Source organism: Natrarchaeobius halalkaliphilus, from assembly GCF_003841485.1.
Classification (GTDB): Archaea; Halobacteriota; Halobacteria; order Halobacteriales; family Natrialbaceae; genus Natrarchaeobius; species Natrarchaeobius halalkaliphilus.
Genome location: NZ_REFY01000005.1, coordinates 260,096 through 276,422, shown reverse-complemented (window position 1 = coordinate 276,422; position 16,327 = coordinate 260,096). Strand labels below are relative to the sequence as shown.

Genomic DNA, 16,327 nt, shown 5'->3' with positions numbered 1-16,327 from the left:
CTGATGGTTCGAAGGCCAATACTCGACGACAACGACAAAGCTGACATTCTCGAGCGAACGCGGGAACTCGCGCCGCACTACGTCGACGGATGGGACGTAGAGGAGGACGACGCCGGGACAGCGTTGCTCGAGATTTTCGCCGAAATGGGGGAGGAGATCACCGAACGGCTGAACCAGACTCCTGTCAAACACCGGGTGATGTTTCTCGACATGCTCGATTTCACCCCCAACCCGCCACAGCCAGCAACCGTTCCGGTTACGTTCGAAATCGCGGAAAACGCACCGAATAACGTCGTTATCCCGGACGGGACGACCCTTGAGGCGGTAGAAACCGAACGACACCCAAGCCAGCGGTTCGAGACGACCGGAACCGAATTCGAAGGAACGCCGGCGAGAATCACCGACGTCTTCGCGGTCGATCCGGGAGTCGATCGCATCGTCCCCCATCACGAACTGATCGGAAGCGACGGGTCAGTTCGGCTGTTCACGGGGTCAAACGTTCAGGAGCACGCGTTATACCTCGGTGATCCCGACCTGCTGGACGTCGAGCCCGGTGCGAAACTCGAGCTTGCGATCCAGACCAATGCGCCGGCGGAAGCGATTCGGACGTTTCTCACGTGGGAGTATTATGGCGAGAACGAGGAAGGCGAGGAGGGCTGGCACCCTCTCGACGTTCACGGGCAACGCCGGAACGAGGTGCCGGCGGTTTCGGAACTGGCCCAGGTTCGGTCACTGGTCGACAAACTCGAACTCGTCCTCCCTCACGCGTCGTATACGAGAGTGGAGGGGCCGGAAGAGGAGTCGTTGCTAACGGTGCTTGCCGACGACGTGCGAAACGGTCAGTTCGACGCGACTGGGCGCCCAGAAGATGGCGACAGCGGACTACCGACGGCGCTAATCGACCCGCGGGAACTCGACGACGAGACCTGCCACAAGATCTCTCGACACCTCGATCAGTTGCGGTATCGATTGAATCAAATGGCCGACGGCGTGGAGTTCGGAGCGGAGTTTGATACGGTCACGGTAGAGGTGACGGTTCCGGGCGAACCGGAACCCGGTGCCGTCTCCGGCGTGGGGAGTTTCTGGATTCGGGCGCGATTCCCGGACGACGATCTTTCTCACGCGATGTTCAATACGCTCATCGAGTCGGTGACCGTCACGGTCACGCCTGCGATCGGCGATGAGGGCGACGACGACGCGGATGACGGTGACGGCGAAGAGTCGGGATCCGCTTTTTCGGCCGACGGGCCGACCAGTGGTGGTCGTTCCGAGGCCGAAAAAGCGATCGGTGTCGATGAGGATGCGCCCGATCCAGGTGAGTCTCCCGACTCGTCCGAATCAGGTGGCGAGGAAGGAACCGGCGAGCGTGTACCGGAGCCAACCGAGACGCATCTCGACGCGCTGGTTGCAAACGGGACGCAGCTCGATCCGACGGGTGAGGTCGACGTGCCGTTGCTGGGCTCGATTCCGATCGTCGGACTCTCGGCCGAATTTGCGTGCGACGATGCGTTCGAGGAGCCCGGTACCGCCGTCGAGTTGCGTTTCGAACGCGACGAAGACGGGGGAGCGGACGCAGTTTCAGAGACGGATGGGGAGACGGACGGAACTGACACGCAGCCCAATGAGGAGGGGGACCCCAGGCTGGTCTGGGAGTACGCGGCGGAAGCCGGATGGAAACCGCTGTCGGTCGATGACGGGACCGACACGTTGCGCAAGAGCGGGACGGTTCGCTTTGCGGTTCCGGACGACATGACCGTCGACGCGGTCAACGGCTGGACCGGTCTTTGGATACGAGTCCGGCTCGTCGCCGGCGATTACGGGCAGCCCCAATTCGAAGAGGTCGAGGACTCGAACTGGCAACAGGTGACTGACCACATCGACGCGCCGAAGTACGACGCGATCTCGGTTTCGTACGAACCCCCGGAGTCGGAGTCGCAGGTGGACGGAGCGGTCGACGCGGATCCGGAGACAGTCACCGACGCCGACGATACTGTGGCAACCGATGATGCCCCTGAATCGACGACTGACACGGACGACCGTCCCGCGCCCGGTTCGATTCTCGAACCACGACGGTTCACCCACCTCGTTACTGAGAACAACCTGGCGCTGTGCCCCATCGAGTCGTCCGACGAACCGTTCAGTCCGTTCCAGTCGTCGCCGACCGATACCCAGACGCTCTACCTCGGATTCGGACGCGCGCTCGAAGGAGGACCACTGAATTTCTACGTTTCGATCGCCGAAGCGATTTATCCGCGGTCGTTCGATCCGCTGCTCGACGTCGAGTACTGTGCGAACGTTCACACTCGCGAGTGGCAACGCACCGGCATTTCAGACGGGACAGACGACCTGACCGTTCGGGGGATTCTTTCACTCACGCTGCCTGAGCCGACGACGGAGGTCGAACTGTTCGGGAAGACTCGTCACTGGCTGCGGCTGACCATGACCGGCGACAACTTCGATCGAACCGAGGAGAGCCTTTTCGTCCCGGACAGTGAGGTCAAGGAATCTGTCCGAATCCGCGAGGTCCTCTCGTACCAGTCGCTCGCCACACGCGAGGAACAGAGTCACACGCGGCTGGCTCCGACCGTAGACGGAATTCACCCGAACACTCAGTGGGCAACGAACGTCACTAGCGTCCAGAGCGAGGTCGTCGGCTCGAGCGATGGGACTGCTTCCCAGAGATTCGAATTACCCGATGCGCCGGCACTCTCCGTCGACGTCTGGGTCGACGAGTCTGACGCCCTCTCCGAGCGCCTGGCCCAGGAGTTGATCGACGACCGGTCGACGACCGTCGTCGACGTGTACGACTCCGATGGTCACCTGTCGGAGCTGTGGGTCGAGTGGTCCGAAGTCACGGACTTCATCGGTTCCGGGCCTGAATCGCGCCAGTTCGTGCTCAACGAAACCGAGGGAACGGTCGTCTTCGGCGACGGGAAGGAAGGAGCCATTCCGCCCGAGGGCGAGAACAATATCCGGGCGGACTACGAGACCGGCGGTGGCGACGACGGCAACAAACAGGCTGGAACCGTCGAAACGCTGATCGATCCCATCCAGCACGTCAAAGGTGTCACGAACTACGAGCCCGGGAAAGCCGGTGAACCGGCCGAGCCGCTGGCCGAGTTCGTCAAGCGGGCACCGAAAAACCTCCGGGACCGCGGGAAGCCGATCACTCGGGACGGCTTCGTCCGAATTACGAAGGCGATCTCGAGAGAGATCGACCGCGTCCGCTGTATCGCCGGCGAAGACGAGACGGACACGCCGGGGAAAGTGATCCTCGTGATCGTGCCGGACGTCGCCCAGCACAAGCCTGTACCCTCCGAGGAACTCGTCAATCGCGTCGAGCGTGAGATGGAACGACGGGTCCCGGCTGCGGTGGTCGCCGGCGACCGTTCGAACCTGACGATCCGTGGCCCCAACTACGTCGAAGCCTCGGTGACGGCGACGATTACGACGAGCGGCTCCCGAAGTGCGACTACCGTCACCGATCGCGCGATTTCCGAACTGACGGAGTTCGCTCACCCTCTCACCGGCGGACCGGAAGGCGACGGCTGGGCGATCGGCACGCTCCCGGAACCGTCACTGTTCGCAGCGAACCTCGAGAAGCTGGAGTCTGTGGGCCACGTGCGCGATCTCGCGGTCACCTATAGCGAGGGCGATCGACAGCTGACGGTCGCACTCGGTGAGGACTCTCCAGACGTGTCGCCGGACATCCTCGTGTACAGCGGTCGTCACACAGTTACCGTCGACGTCGGAGGTGATCGCTGATGGTCGAGATACCGGACCTCGACGACCGTGAGTTCGAAGATGTTCTCTCGGAGGCGAAACGACAGCTTCCAATTTACACCGACGAGTGGACCGACCACAACGCTCACGACAGTGGCATCGCGATCCTCGAGTTGCTGACGTGGCTCGCGGAATCGTATACCTATCAGCTCAATCGGGTTACCGACGAACACCGCGAAAAGTACCTCCGGTTGCTCGGGGTCAAGCGCCGGCTCCCGACGTCCGCCCGGGTACGAGTCGGCGTCGAGCCCCCGTCGGGTGCTGACGGCCAGACGATTCCTGCGGGAGCAACGCTCGTCGCAGACGACGGCTCCGGTGACGTCAAGGCCTTCGAAACAGTCTCACCGACGACGATCACTGAAGCCACAATCGACAAGATCGTCACCTATGCAGGCGGGGACATCGTCAACACCACCGCGGAAGCGACGACGGGTGAGACTCGCTTCCAGGCGTTCGGCGACGACCCGAGTGTCGGTGACGCCCTTTACGTCGGGTTCGACGGCGACCCGTTTGCCGACGCCCAGACGCTGACGCTGACGTTCGATCTGTACGACGACGATCTTCCCCAGCCCGCGAGTCACGGCGAGATGGAGGGGTCGTTCGATCCCTCCGTCGAACTCGTCTGGGAGTTCCCGAAGGCCTACGAGCGCTGGACGGACGACGACGCCTGGGAATCGCTCTCGGTTCTCGAGGACGGAGCTAACGCGTTTTACGACGGAGGCGACGTCGTCCTCGAGCGACCGCCGGACGGTGCGAACAGGACTCGCCAGCGCGATCCGATCGGCATCCTCGAACAGGATCAGGGACTGTACTGGATCCGGTGTCGAATCCTGCGCTCGGGGTACGAGTTCCCGCCCCAGTTCGACACCGTTCGACTCAACATGCTCGAGGTCAGCCATCGCAACACCGTCGAGAACGAAGTGCTCGAACGCACGGACGGTTCGATCGAAACGACCTACGAGTCGAACCAGGAGTTCTTTTTCCAGAACGCTCCGGTGCTGAACGCCGAGATCGACGTCGACGGTGAGCGATGGACCGAAATCGACGATCTCGATCGTTCGAATTCGCTCGGAACCCACTACGTGCTCGACCATATGCGCGGCTCGATCAGGTTCGGTGACGGTGAAAACGGTCGGAAGCCGCCCGTCAGAGCGCGCGTCGTCGCGACGGAATACGTTCACGGTGGGGGGACCGAAGGGAACGTCTCGGCAAACTCCAGGTGGGAGTTCCTTCGCGAGGACGCGAGGCTTGGAGAGACACCGCTCCCGGAGGTCACGCTTACGCCCAACGGCCCCGCCGACGGAGGGCGCGATATGGAACCGATCGACGATGCGATCGACCGGTTCAAGCGCGATTTCAAGCGACCGTACCGGGCGGCGACTCTCGACGATTTCGTCTACGTTGCGACCCATACGCCCGGGTTGCGGTTCGGACGGGCACACGCGACGGCCACCGAACGGACCGTCGACGGTCGGGACTATCGGGAAATCGACGTCGTCGTGGTCCCCTACAGTCGTCAGACGAGACCGAAACCGAGTGAGGGGTTCGTCGACGCAGTCCAGACACACCTCGATCGGACACGACTCGTCACTGACGTCGTGTCCGTCTCGGAACCGACGTACGTCGACGTCGACGTCAATGTCGTCGTTTCGGCGCTGTCGGGTTACACCGACGCGGAGTTGACCGCGGCGATCACCGAGACGCTGCTGACGTTCCTCCATCCGATCGAGGCCGGTGGCTGGCCATTTGGTCACCCGCTGTACATCTCCGACGTCGTCGACATCATCGAGGATCTACCCGGCATCGGTGCTGTCGAAACGGTCTCGGTGACCGCACGCGGTGAACGCCGAATCAACGAGTACGGAGACGTCCTGATCGACGACAGCGCGCTGTTCGCGCTGACGGAACGAAACGTGAGAGTGACAATTGGTGAGTGAGACGATGCACGACGAATTTGCACTATTCAGCGCGGAGCAACGGGCGGACTGGAACCGATGGGCGGGACGAAACGTCGACACGGCCGATCGGAGTGTCACCCTGGCCACGACGCCAACAGTACACCAGTTTCCACTCGAGGTCGAGTGCGCCGACTTCGCCCCGGTTCCGAACGGAAACCTGCTCTTGCTCGGCGAGAGCGGTGATCTCGAGGTTTACCTCGATGGCGAGGACCGAACAAGTCGACTCGACCTCCACGACAGCGACTCCCTCGGCGTCCCCACGGCTATAGGGGCGACGAGGAAACAGTTCTACCTCATCGACGGTGATGGGGACGTTGGCGTCTTCTCGCGGCGAACCAGGTACCTCGAGCGGACCACGACCGGGGTCGTCGCGCCCGTCGGAGCGGTCGGCGGCGAACGCCGACTGTACGTGCTCGACGCCGGCGGCGACGGCGACGCCGGATTCGTCCTCGCGATCGAGCCGGGTGCCGATCCCGACGTCGTTGCACGGTCCCTCAGGAACCCCCTCGACCTCGCGCTCGACGCGGACGACACGCTGTACGTCCTCGACGAACCCGAGACGGGTCCCGTCGTGTATCGATCCGAGAACTCCGGGTCCCCTTCCGAGGACCGCACGGCCATCGACCTCGATCTCCCGGACGGCTTTCGTCCCGAACTGCTCGCCGCTCAGACGACCGAACAACTCGTCCTCTACGGGGACCAGAATGGCGATCCGATGGTTGTCGTCTACGATCTGGGCCAGAACGACGTACTGGTCGCTACAGAACTGTCGGTCGAGTTGACGTCGCTCTCGAGTGCGACCGCGGGGACGGCTGGCGATCACCACCGTAGTTATGCTCGAACTGCGGCCGGGCGCGTGTGGGTGCTCGAACGAGACTGGGAAAACCGGAAGGATCCGGAGAACACTCGGTACGAGGGCTACCTCGTCGGTCGTTTCGATTCCGGTGAACGCGATCTGGAATGGCATCGGATCGCGTTCGACATCTCACGTGCCACCTCCGGAAATCACGTCGACGTCCGGTACTACGCGTCGAACGAAGACGGCTACACCCAACCGATCGCGGACCTTCCGGGACTGACCGACGAGCACCGAGAACAGTTGCGTCGCGTCGGTATCGATGGCCTCTGGGACGTCATCGAGTACACACCGACGGCCCTCGCGGACGTCGTCTCAGATCTCTCGGTTGGCCGGGCTGACACGTGGATCGACGAGGCTCGTGAACAATTGCGGTTCGTCTTCGAGAACCGTGGGGATACCCAGGGGGCGACTGGACCGGACGATTTGCTCCTCGAGGATGCAACCGGGCGATACCTGCACGTGATGGTTCGGCTGGTTGGAAATCGCCACTCGTCGCCGCAGATTCACGCGCTCGAAGCTTACTGTCCGCGCCAATCGTACCTCCGGTATCTGCCGGATATCTACCGGCAGGCCGGGCAGCGAGACGATTTTCTGGCCCGCTATCTCTCGATTTTCGAAACGGTGTTTACCGATATCGAGGCGAACATCAGCCGGAGCACGCAGTACATCGACGCCTACGAGATTCCCAAAGACTACTTCCCGTGGCTCAACCGGTGGTTCGGCGGCGAAGCAGTTCTCGGCCGTGCCTGGCCCGAGACCGCCCAGCGGGAACTCCTCGAGCGCTCGACGGAGCTCTACAAGCTTCGTGGAACCAGGCGCGGGATGCTCGAACTGATCGGGCTTTATTTCGATCACGTCGAGCATCACGAACCGCCGTGGGACCGCGCTCGCGGGCGTGCGGCCGATCAGCTGACCGACCTCGTAGAAGCGGGTTACCTGACGGAGGACGACGTGCGCGAGCGGCTCGCGGACTACGACGAACGTATCGGGATTAGCCACGAAAACAAGATCATCATCCGCGAGTATTCGGACGTCGAACGGATCGAAAACGACGCCTTGCGCCAGCAGTACGCGGACCTGTTTGGTCATCCGCGACGCTTCCAGGTCCTGATCTGGCCGACACTCTCCGATAGACATGTCGGTGTTATCAAGACCATCATCAATGCCGACAAGCCAGTCTACTCGGACGTCTACGTCGAACGCCTTCGGCAGAATTTTCGCGTGAACACGAACACCTACCTCGGGATCAACACGTACGTTCCCGAGACCAAGTTCGACGTCGAGACGTCAACACTCGGCTCGGACACCAGAATTCAGTGAAACGAAACAATTAACATATAGACAGATCACAACTAGACAACGGATCGGTTCGGTGCTACGGCAGAGTTGTCGGGGGCCGAACAGGGGAGACAAAAATATGAAAATCCGACAGGAACGATGACTCAGGAACACCAGACCGAACCAGCCGACGAATTCGAACTCGAACACTTCGAGCGGAACCGGTACTTCCAGGGGAAGTTGATGACCGCTCACGACATGTCGACCGAGCAGAAATACCACGCCTCACGGCTCGAGACGGTAACCCGACTGGTTACCGGAACGGGTATCGTTTCGGGACTATCGATCATCGACTTCGACTACGAAGACGGCGAACTTCACGTGACGATCGGCCCGGGCGTTGCGATCGACGGCGACGGTCGACCGATCGTCGTTCGGACGCCAACCACCCGGACGATTCCGACGGGAGACGGCAATTACGTGTCGCTGTATATCACCTACGACGAGGAGTCGAAGGACCCGGTCCCGGTTCCCGGCGTCGAGGCAACCGACGGCGAAGAGTCCCAGGAGAGTCGAGTGCTCGAGATATTCGAACTCGTCGCGACCGAAACACCGCCAAACTCGAGGAAGACACCACCACTCGTCGATTTACCCGATCTGGATAACGCAGACGAATACTCGACCCTCGCTGACCACATTGTCGATTCGTACCACGAAGCCCACCGTGAACGGGCAGCGAGTTCGGCTAACCCGGGAGTGTTTCTCGGAGCGTTCGAACGACTTCCCGACGGCGAGTGGCAGGTGGACGACGACGAAACGAAGCGTCACCCGTTCGTCTACGACAACGACATGCTGTTCTCGTTATTCCTGTCCTTGCTGGTAGCCACCGACGGCGCTCACGGTGGTGACGAGCGCCGCCCCGGTGTGGAGTACCTCGAGAGTGAACTCGATCAGCTAGGACAGTTTGCAAACCAGATACAGGGGCTGGAACTCGACGTCTCGGAGCTTCGAACGGCAATCGACGAGACGGAAGACACCGTTCGAACGGAGTTTCAGGATGCCCTCGAGTCGACCGAAACGGAGCTGCGGACGGAGATCGAGACGGCGGAAAACGACCTGTACGAGTCGATCGAGTCGACGCGAGCGGCGCTTCGATCGGACGTCGAACAACTCCAGGACGCGCTTCAGACGCAGGCCGAGCTCAACGCCTACCAGTCGTTGAAGATGGCGATCCGGTGTTTCGACGATGCCGCCGCGACGTTCGATCATCAGGGAGCGGTCAGCAAGTTATCGCTCGGGGTCGTCGAGGCTGCCCGGGAGGCGATCGCCGAGGAAGCCGACCGCGACGCAGCCGAGTACCGCGCGTTCGTCTCGTCGGTGACGGACGACCTCGAGTCGCTCACGGGGGTTCTCGAGCGTGCCGCAACGGACGAGAGCTACAACCAGTTCGCTCGTACGGTCTCCAGTCTCGAGGATGTCCGGACCGACGATGGCTCGTTCGTCGAACTCGTCGCGGCCTTCGATCGCGTCTGTCAGACTGCAACGTTGCTCGAACCACAGTACGAAATCCAGCCGGAGGGATAGAATGAGTGTTTTGATCAGAACGTACGAACTGCTGCTCGACGCCGGGAAACAACTTCAGAAGCTTCCCAAGTTGCTACTCTCGTTTCCGAAAATCGTTCTTTCGCTACTCAAACGGGTCGCATCGACGGTGGCAATCCTCCCGCTCGACACGTTCTCCGGGAAGATGCTGTTTCTAACTCTGTCACTGTTCGTGGTCACTGCCGGTAGTTGGCTGCTGTACACGATCGATGGGATCGACGCTGCGTGGACCGCCGCGATGTATGCAGGCGGTGCGACGACCGTCTCGGCGCTGGTGTTCGCCGTCTCGTACCCGCTCGACAGGGCCGGTCTCATCGAAGGGCTGCTCGTTCGATTCGGTATTCGACAGCGAATGCGCATCTCGACGCGCTACGGGGCACTCGCTGGTGGCGTGCTGGTAGCCGTCGTCTCGACCGTCCTCGCGGAGGTCGTCTTCTGGCGATTCGTGGGAAGCGGGTTCGGATTGATCGCGATGGGAACTCATCGCGAACTGCTGTGGCCAGAGTGGCAACTCGGTGCGATCTTCCTCGTAACGGTACTCGGTGCAACTGCGGTGTTACTTGGCGTCAGTCGACGAAAGACGCGCTCACTGCTGTCGGAGGATATCTCCGTCCTCGAGGTGATCGGGAACGACGAGCGAGAGGTCGTCCTCCGGAATGACGCTGAGAGCGCCATTTCGATCGTCGACGCGAAAATCACGGACGCAACTGGGGCCAACTACGCACTCAACGCCGACATCCGATTCCGTCCCGGTGAAAAACGCTCGGTCAAACTGCCCGACGGCTTCGTTCTCGAGAGCGAGTCCGACGATACGTCGATCGAGGGATTTTACCAGCGACACGTCACCTCTATCTACTCGCGCACCGGTGAGACCTACGTCGTCCAGTGGGAGGGATAACCGAACGGGTATGTACGGTTTCGATCGAACCGAGACGCTGCTCGACGACCCGATTGCGGTCCTGTTCGTCGACGACGACCAGCGGTGGGCAGGGTACCTCTCGCAACGACTCCAGCGACACGAGCCCGAACTGGCGGTGACGGTCGCGATTAGCCCGAACGAAGCACTGCAACAACTGCAGGACGGGACCGAAATCGACTGCGTAGTCGTCCCCGACGGAACCAGCCGAATCGACGGACTGCGACTGCGTGAACGGGTCCGAGAGACGGAGCCAAACCTGCCGTTTCTCGTCGTCGCCGATCGCCGGAGCGAGCGACTCGAACGCGTCGCGGCAACAGACCCCGCGACCACGTATTTGATCACCGGTGGCGACGACGACCCCCTCTCACTGTACGTCGGAAAGATCGCGTCGGTCGTGGATCGGTACCGGCTCCGGAACCTGTTCGGCGAGCTGGAAACCCAGCACGAAACGTTGACCGAACAGATACCGGGCGCTGTCGCCATCGTCCAGGACGACACGTTCGTCGTGTGGAACCGGGCGCTGAGCGACCTGTCGGGGTACGACGACTCACAGCTCAACACGATGTATCCGGTGACCGACCTGTTCCACCATGCGGATCAGTCTGGAGTACGCTCGAAACTACTCGACTGGTACGAGTCACCGGCCGATCAGGGACACGACGCTCGACTCGTCACGGAGGCTGAAGCGGTCCGTCACTGTCACCTGACCGGCCGGCCGGTCACCCACGACGACTCGCCGGCACTGCTCGTAACTATCCGGGACAGAACCACCCAGCGGCGACGGAAGCGAAAGCTCGAGTGGGAGACGGAGCTGAACCGGACAATTCAGCAAGCGCTGGTCGATTCCCGAACCAGAGCCGAGATGGAAGAGCACATCTGCACCCAGCTCTGTACGTACGGGTACGATCTCGCCTGGACGGGAACGGTCGACGATACCGAGATCGTTCCACAGGTTGTCGCCGGCGACGATCAGATCAACGTCTCCTCTCGAACCTTCGATATCGCGGGCCGAGACGATGCCGCTCCGAGCGTCTGGGCCGCCCGACTGCGAGAGCCCCAGTTCGTCAACGACCTCACGGGGTTACTCGACGCAGACTGGCAACAGCGCGCGCTCAGAGCCGGCTATCGGTCCGGCGGGGCGATCCCCCTCCTCTACGAGGACGTCTTCTACGGCGTCCTCGCCGTCTACCACACCCGACTCGAGCAGTTCGACGAGACGGAACGGTCGCTACTGCGTTCGCTCGCGGATCTCCTCGCGTTCGCGATCCACGACGTCAAGACCAGACAGGCGCTTTCTTCGAACGAGCGGGTCACCCTCCAGTTGAACGTCGAGGGAGACGCCTACTACCTCACCGACATCGCTCGCCGCGTTGGTTCTCGTTCTGGCCAGTTCGTCGTTCATGGGACGACGCGACACGACGCGTACCGGACGCGCCAGTACGTCACCGTCGACGGGGTACCGATCGACCGTTTCGGGGAGGTTGCCCGTTCGCACCCGGCCGTGGAATCGGTCACCGAGATCAATTCGTCGGGGACGACGGCCCGGTTTCAGCTCGTGGTTACACAAGAGACGCCACAGTCGCGGCTGGCGACCCTCGGTGCACTCGTCAACCGAACGGTCGTCAGGATCGACGGGGCCGAACTCGCGATCGAACTCCCGCGATCGATCGACGTGGCCGAGACCGTCAACCACCTCGCGCAACGTTTCGACGTCTCGACCGAATCGATTACCGACTTCAGGTCGCTACCGCCGACGAACAACCAGTACTCGCCGGCAGATATCGATTCGTTTACGGACAAACAGGAGGCGGCACTCAGTGCCGCCTTCCATCACGGCTACTTCGAGCAACCGAGAAAAAACACCGCAGAAGAGATCGCCACCGCACTCGGCATCAGTCATTCAACGTTCCTCCAGCACTTGCGAGTCGCCGAGCAGAAACTCCTCGAAGAGCTGTACGGGAAGTGATTACTACCCGCAGCACGGACGACATATATGGTTTCGAGATGGCTGTACGAGTGTCAAGACTGTGAGACCGTTCGGACTGGCCGGGTCCGATCAAGAACCGTCCGGTGTGCTGTCTGTGACGGTGAAACCCGTCCGCTCGGTGAGGTAAATTTCGAACGGTGATCCGCCGCCGGTTCGGACGTGTTCAGCGACAGCCGTCACGTTTTCCGCTGCAGCGTCGACGACCGGTTCAGTCACGGGAACGAACGGTGTTCGAAACGTAACTTCCCGGCACTCTTCGTCGAACGCGAATCCACCGCGTCGAATCGTGCCATTGTAGCTGAGAAGCGCCGCGGCGAGTTCGGGTCGCCGCACTTTCAGTGCGATCCGATCACCGAGCTCTGCTTCGAGAACCTGTAGGTACCGGACGTAGTACCCTTTCATCCTCGTCGATCCGTCTCGGTGTCGATCGCTCGGTTCATAGGTCGTGTTCAGTCACCAGGGATATATACGTCATCGGTCCGTCACCTCTCCGACGCTTTCGCCGCTCGGCTGTTCTTATAATGGACTAATACATATCTTAAAATTCATATATAGGTTATTGATACTACGATCCTATCGAGCGTGACCGCCGAGCAACTTCGAACCCCCGACTGATACGGATCGTTGCACTGTTTGACCGGTGATCGCTCGAGCGGGACAGCGATCACCGATACCGAATTACAAGGGGCCGTACGACGTCTCGACGGTTCACTCGAGCGAGTCGATCGTCCGCTGTGCGATCCGTTCTCCGAACGGGAGCGACGACGTCAGCCCCGGAGAGACGGCGTTGAGAACGTGGAGTGATCGCACTCCTTCGCTCAACAGCGGATCCTTGACCAGTGTTCCGTCGCTGTCGACCAGTTGAGCACGAATTCCGGCGTAACTCCTCGTCAGATCGTTCTCACGAACGGTCGGGACGAGCGTCCGTGCGGCAGATACAAATCGCTCTTTACGATACGACTTGTTGAGTTCGTTCCACGCGACTCGAGCCATCTCTCGAGAACCGAGCAACTTCCAGAACCCGCTGTACGAAAGCGTCTCACGGAGCTCAGTGAAATCGATCGCCGTGTTTCGATACGATTCGCGACCGAACGCGAGGACTGCGTTCGGTCCGACGATGACTTTGCCGTCGGCACGGCGGGTGTAGTGTACCCCGAGAAACGGAAGGTCGGGGTCCGGGGTCGGATAGATCATCGACTCGCAGACGTCTTCCATTCCCGGAACGAGTTCGTAGTACTCTCCGCGGAACGGAACGATCTGATACTCCTCGCCGACGCCGAGTTCGTCGGCGATCTTGTCCGCATACAGCCCGGCGGCGTTGACGAGATAGCGAGACGTCAGTTCTCCACTCGAGGTCGTGATGACGTGTTCTCCTTCGTAACGGACGCTCTCGACGCGATGGCCCATGTAGAACTCGACACCTCCGTCCTTTGCGTCGGCAGCAAGCTGGTAGACGTACTGCTGGGAGTCGATGGAGGCGGCTTCCGGACAGTAGAGGGCTGCGTTTCCCTTCGCGTAGGGTTCGTATTCTCGCACCGATCGCTCTCCCTCGATGATCTCCGCTTTGACTCCGTTTTCATCCGCCCGGCGTTTCAGCTCGGAGAGCCGCCGCCGTTCGGTCTCGTCGGTTGCGACGACGAGCACGCCGGTGGTCTCGAGCGGTAAATTGTGCTCGGTCAGATACTCCTTCATGCGCGTCGTCCCTTCGGTGCTGAACTTCGCCTTCAGCGATCCCGGCGGATAGTTGAATCCCGGATGGAGCACGCCGGAGTTGCGACCGCTCTGGTGTGAACCCAGCTGGTACTCCTTTTCGATGACGCAGACGTCGAAGTCGGAACCTTCAGCGAGGTGGGTTGCCGTGGAACAACCGATGCATCCGCCGCCGATAATGGCGACGTCGTAGTCGGACATTGCGTAGTAGCATTCCTGTCGGTCGATAAGTGTCCTGGTTCGGTTCGATGCGTGATACGGATTGCTGTACGGTTTTTCCGTGCTACCACGGCGAGTCGCGGTAGCACCGGTACTGTCCGACAGCAGACCGCGTAAGGTCCGAATCACGGATTCGAGGCGTGGACACGGGCTGTTTCGTTACCACCGAGTATTCGTCTCCGACATCACTCGAACGCTCGGTGACACGGCGTGTCGGTACGGAACTTGCCGCAGTCAAAATAACGCTAAATATGTGATAGATGTTTGCCAAATTCACACTCCTGTCATATCCATATTATATAGGATACTATTCGAGCCGTGTCTAAATAAGAACTATTCCACGCCCGATTCTTTCGCAGTGTCCGTCTCGGATCGTTCGATCGACGAAAATGTGCTATCATACCGATTCAAAATTAGAGTAGATCCTCGTCATTGGATTGGCGTTCAGGTAGCCACCGACTGAGAACCTTCTTCTTGGTTCGACTGCTCTGAAGACGTTACTGACGCGTTTTTCACCGTCTCAGGCGACTTCTCTTTGAATCGCCTCTCGAAGCTCCTCGGCTGTCCGATCGAGCTGCTCGCGGCCGATCGTAAGCGGAGGCTGAATACGAAGAACGTTCTTGTAGAACCCGCCGACACCCATCACGATTCCGTCCTTTCGCAGCCGCTTCGCGACGTTCCCGGCGAGCACTGGATCCGGCGCAGGAGACACTCCCATCGGGCCGTGTCCGTCGTCCGGATCGACGATCTCGATACCGTGCATGAGACCGAGCCCTCGCGTTTGACCGACGACATCGTACTCCGCTTCCAGCTCTTCGAGTTGGCTCTCGAACCATTTGCCGTTCGCTCGTGCGGTTTCGAGGATGCCGCCCTCGAGTTCCTCGATCGTCGCCAGTGCAGCGGCACACGTGACCGGGTTGCCGCCGAACGTCGAGAGGTGGTCCCCGGATTCGAAGGCGTTTGCTACGTCGGAGCTTGCGGTGAACGCCCCGAGGGGCAATCCGTTAGCGATCCCCTTTGCTTGCGTGAGGATATCCGGAACGACATCGAAGTGCTCGGAGGCGAACATCTCGCCGGTTCGGCCGTATCCCGTTTGTACTTCGTCGGCGATCAACAGGGCATCGTGGTCGTGAGTGATCTCTTGAACGCGCTCTATCCACTCAACCGGGGGAACGATAATGCCCCCCTCTCCCATCACGGGCTCGAGAATAACGGCCGCCAGATCGCCGGACGTGTGCGTATCGATCACACGCTCGAGCTGCTCGGCGCAGGTCGCCGTACACGTCGTTCCCGAACACCGTTGGCAACGATAGCCGTACGGTGGAGCGACGTGCGAAACGTCGTTGATCGTCGGAGCCATCTCCGCTTTGTAGCTTGTGTTACCCGTCAGCGCGAGAGAGCCGAGCGTTCGACCGTGGAACGACATCTCCAGGGCAAGCACCTCTTTGGATCCGGTGTATTTGCGGGCGAGTTTGATCGCGCCTTCGACGGCTTCCGTTCCCGAGTTACAGAAGAACGTTTTCTCCAGCTCGCCCGGAGTTATTCGAGCGATCTTTTCGGCCAGTTGCCCGGCCGGTCGGTGCGGATGGACGTAGGTACATCCGTGAACGAACTCGTCGAGTTGATCTTTTGCTGCTTCGACGACGGCATCGTTGTTGTGTCCGACGTTCGTGACCGATATTCCCGAGTACAGATCCAGATACTCGTTCCCATCGAAATCCTCGAGTACACAGTTCGATGCCCGCTTGACTGGAACGTTCAGGCTCTTCCAGATCGGCATCAGGTACTCCTCGTATTGGTGCTCAACGTCCGCGTTCGAAACACTTCCAGCGGTATACTCCGGCATGTCTACTCCCGATAATTCTTTTTCTCATATTTATATTTTTGGCCCATGTCATCGCGCCGATGGGATCAACGCGACTCTTTCGTGGCGTTTGGTTTCGAACTCTCGCTTGAACGCGGCGGGACTGTTTCAGACGGTACTACTAAGTCGATCGGGACGTGATCATCCG

9 protein-coding genes are annotated in these 16,327 nt (G+C 60.6%); 6 read left to right on the top strand and 3 right to left on the bottom strand.

Annotated elements, in window-relative coordinates; all coding sequences use genetic code 11:
* Window positions 1-3: 3 nt before the first annotated feature.
* The 6 genes from EA462_RS14005 (at window position 4) to EA462_RS13985 (ending at window position 12,365) form a co-directional block, all read left to right on the top strand.
* Window positions 4-3,765: a baseplate J/gp47 family protein gene (locus EA462_RS14005; protein ID WP_124179200.1), complete on the top strand. Its 3,762-nt coding sequence runs from the start codon at window positions 4-6 to the stop codon at window positions 3,763-3,765.
* The gene (locus EA462_RS14000) at window positions 3,765-5,720 is read left to right on the top strand and encodes a putative baseplate assembly protein (RefSeq protein ID WP_124179199.1); all 1,956 of its coding nucleotides are present in this window, start codon (window positions 3,765-3,767) and stop codon (window positions 5,718-5,720) included. The genes EA462_RS14005 and EA462_RS14000 overlap by 1 nt, the downstream gene beginning before the upstream one ends.
* A gap of 4 nt (window positions 5,721-5,724) precedes the next feature.
* The gene (locus EA462_RS13995) at window positions 5,725-7,920 is read left to right on the top strand and encodes a phage tail protein (protein ID WP_124179198.1); all 2,196 of its coding nucleotides are present in this window, start codon (window positions 5,725-5,727) and stop codon (window positions 7,918-7,920) included.
* Window positions 7,921-8,037: 117 nt separating this feature from the next.
* Window positions 8,038-9,462: a hypothetical protein gene (locus tag EA462_RS13990; RefSeq protein ID WP_124179197.1), complete on the top strand. Its 1,425-nt coding sequence runs from the start codon at window positions 8,038-8,040 to the stop codon at window positions 9,460-9,462.
* 1 nt (window position 9,463) lies between these two features.
* Window positions 9,464-10,378 carry a hypothetical protein gene (locus EA462_RS17375; protein WP_165872088.1) on the top strand — a complete coding sequence of 305 codons (915 nt, stop codon included), beginning with the start codon at window positions 9,464-9,466 and terminating at the stop codon, window positions 10,376-10,378.
* A gap of 10 nt (window positions 10,379-10,388) precedes the next feature.
* On the top strand, window positions 10,389-12,365 hold the full coding sequence (locus EA462_RS13985; protein WP_165872087.1) for a helix-turn-helix domain-containing protein: 1,977 nt from the start codon (window positions 10,389-10,391) through the stop codon (window positions 12,363-12,365).
* Between the two features lie 90 nt (window positions 12,366-12,455).
* On the opposite strand, the gene EA462_RS13980 is transcribed toward EA462_RS13985, so the two are convergent.
* The 3 genes from EA462_RS13980 to EA462_RS13970 form a co-directional block, all read right to left on the bottom strand.
* The gene (locus EA462_RS13980) at window positions 12,456-12,788 is read right to left on the bottom strand and encodes a hypothetical protein (protein WP_124179195.1); all 333 of its coding nucleotides are present in this window, start codon (window positions 12,786-12,788) and stop codon (window positions 12,456-12,458) included.
* 306 nt (window positions 12,789-13,094) lie between these two features.
* Window positions 13,095-14,297 carry an L-2-hydroxyglutarate oxidase gene (gene lhgO, locus EA462_RS13975; RefSeq protein WP_124179194.1) on the bottom strand — a complete coding sequence of 401 codons (1,203 nt, stop codon included), beginning with the start codon at window positions 14,295-14,297 and terminating at the stop codon, window positions 13,095-13,097.
* Window positions 14,298-14,835: 538 nt separating this feature from the next.
* On the bottom strand, window positions 14,836-16,161 hold the full coding sequence (locus EA462_RS13970) for an aspartate aminotransferase family protein (protein WP_124179193.1): 1,326 nt from the start codon (window positions 16,159-16,161) through the stop codon (window positions 14,836-14,838).
* Window positions 16,162-16,327 lie beyond the last annotated feature (166 nt).

Excerpts from the sequence above, each read along its gene's own strand:
- EA462_RS14005 (WP_124179200.1), top strand. The coding sequence starts at position 4 with ATGGTTCGAAGGCCAATACTCGACGACAACGACAAAGCTGACATTCTC.
- EA462_RS14000 (WP_124179199.1), top strand. The coding sequence starts at position 3,765 with ATGGTCGAGATACCGGACCTCGACGACCGTGAGTTCGAAGATGTTCTC.
- EA462_RS13995 (WP_124179198.1), top strand. The coding sequence starts at position 5,725 with ATGCACGACGAATTTGCACTATTCAGCGCGGAGCAACGGGCGGACTGG.
- EA462_RS13990 (WP_124179197.1), top strand. The coding sequence starts at position 8,038 with ATGACTCAGGAACACCAGACCGAACCAGCCGACGAATTCGAACTCGAA.
- EA462_RS17375 (WP_165872088.1), top strand. The coding sequence starts at position 9,464 with ATGAGTGTTTTGATCAGAACGTACGAACTGCTGCTCGACGCCGGGAAA.
- EA462_RS13985 (WP_165872087.1), top strand. The coding sequence starts at position 10,389 with ATGTACGGTTTCGATCGAACCGAGACGCTGCTCGACGACCCGATTGCG.
- EA462_RS13980 (WP_124179195.1), bottom strand. The coding sequence starts at position 12,788 with ATGAAAGGGTACTACGTCCGGTACCTACAGGTTCTCGAAGCAGAGCTC.
- lhgO (WP_124179194.1), bottom strand. The coding sequence starts at position 14,297 with ATGTCCGACTACGACGTCGCCATTATCGGCGGCGGATGCATCGGTTGT.
- EA462_RS13970 (WP_124179193.1), bottom strand. The coding sequence starts at position 16,161 with ATGCCGGAGTATACCGCTGGAAGTGTTTCGAACGCGGACGTTGAGCAC.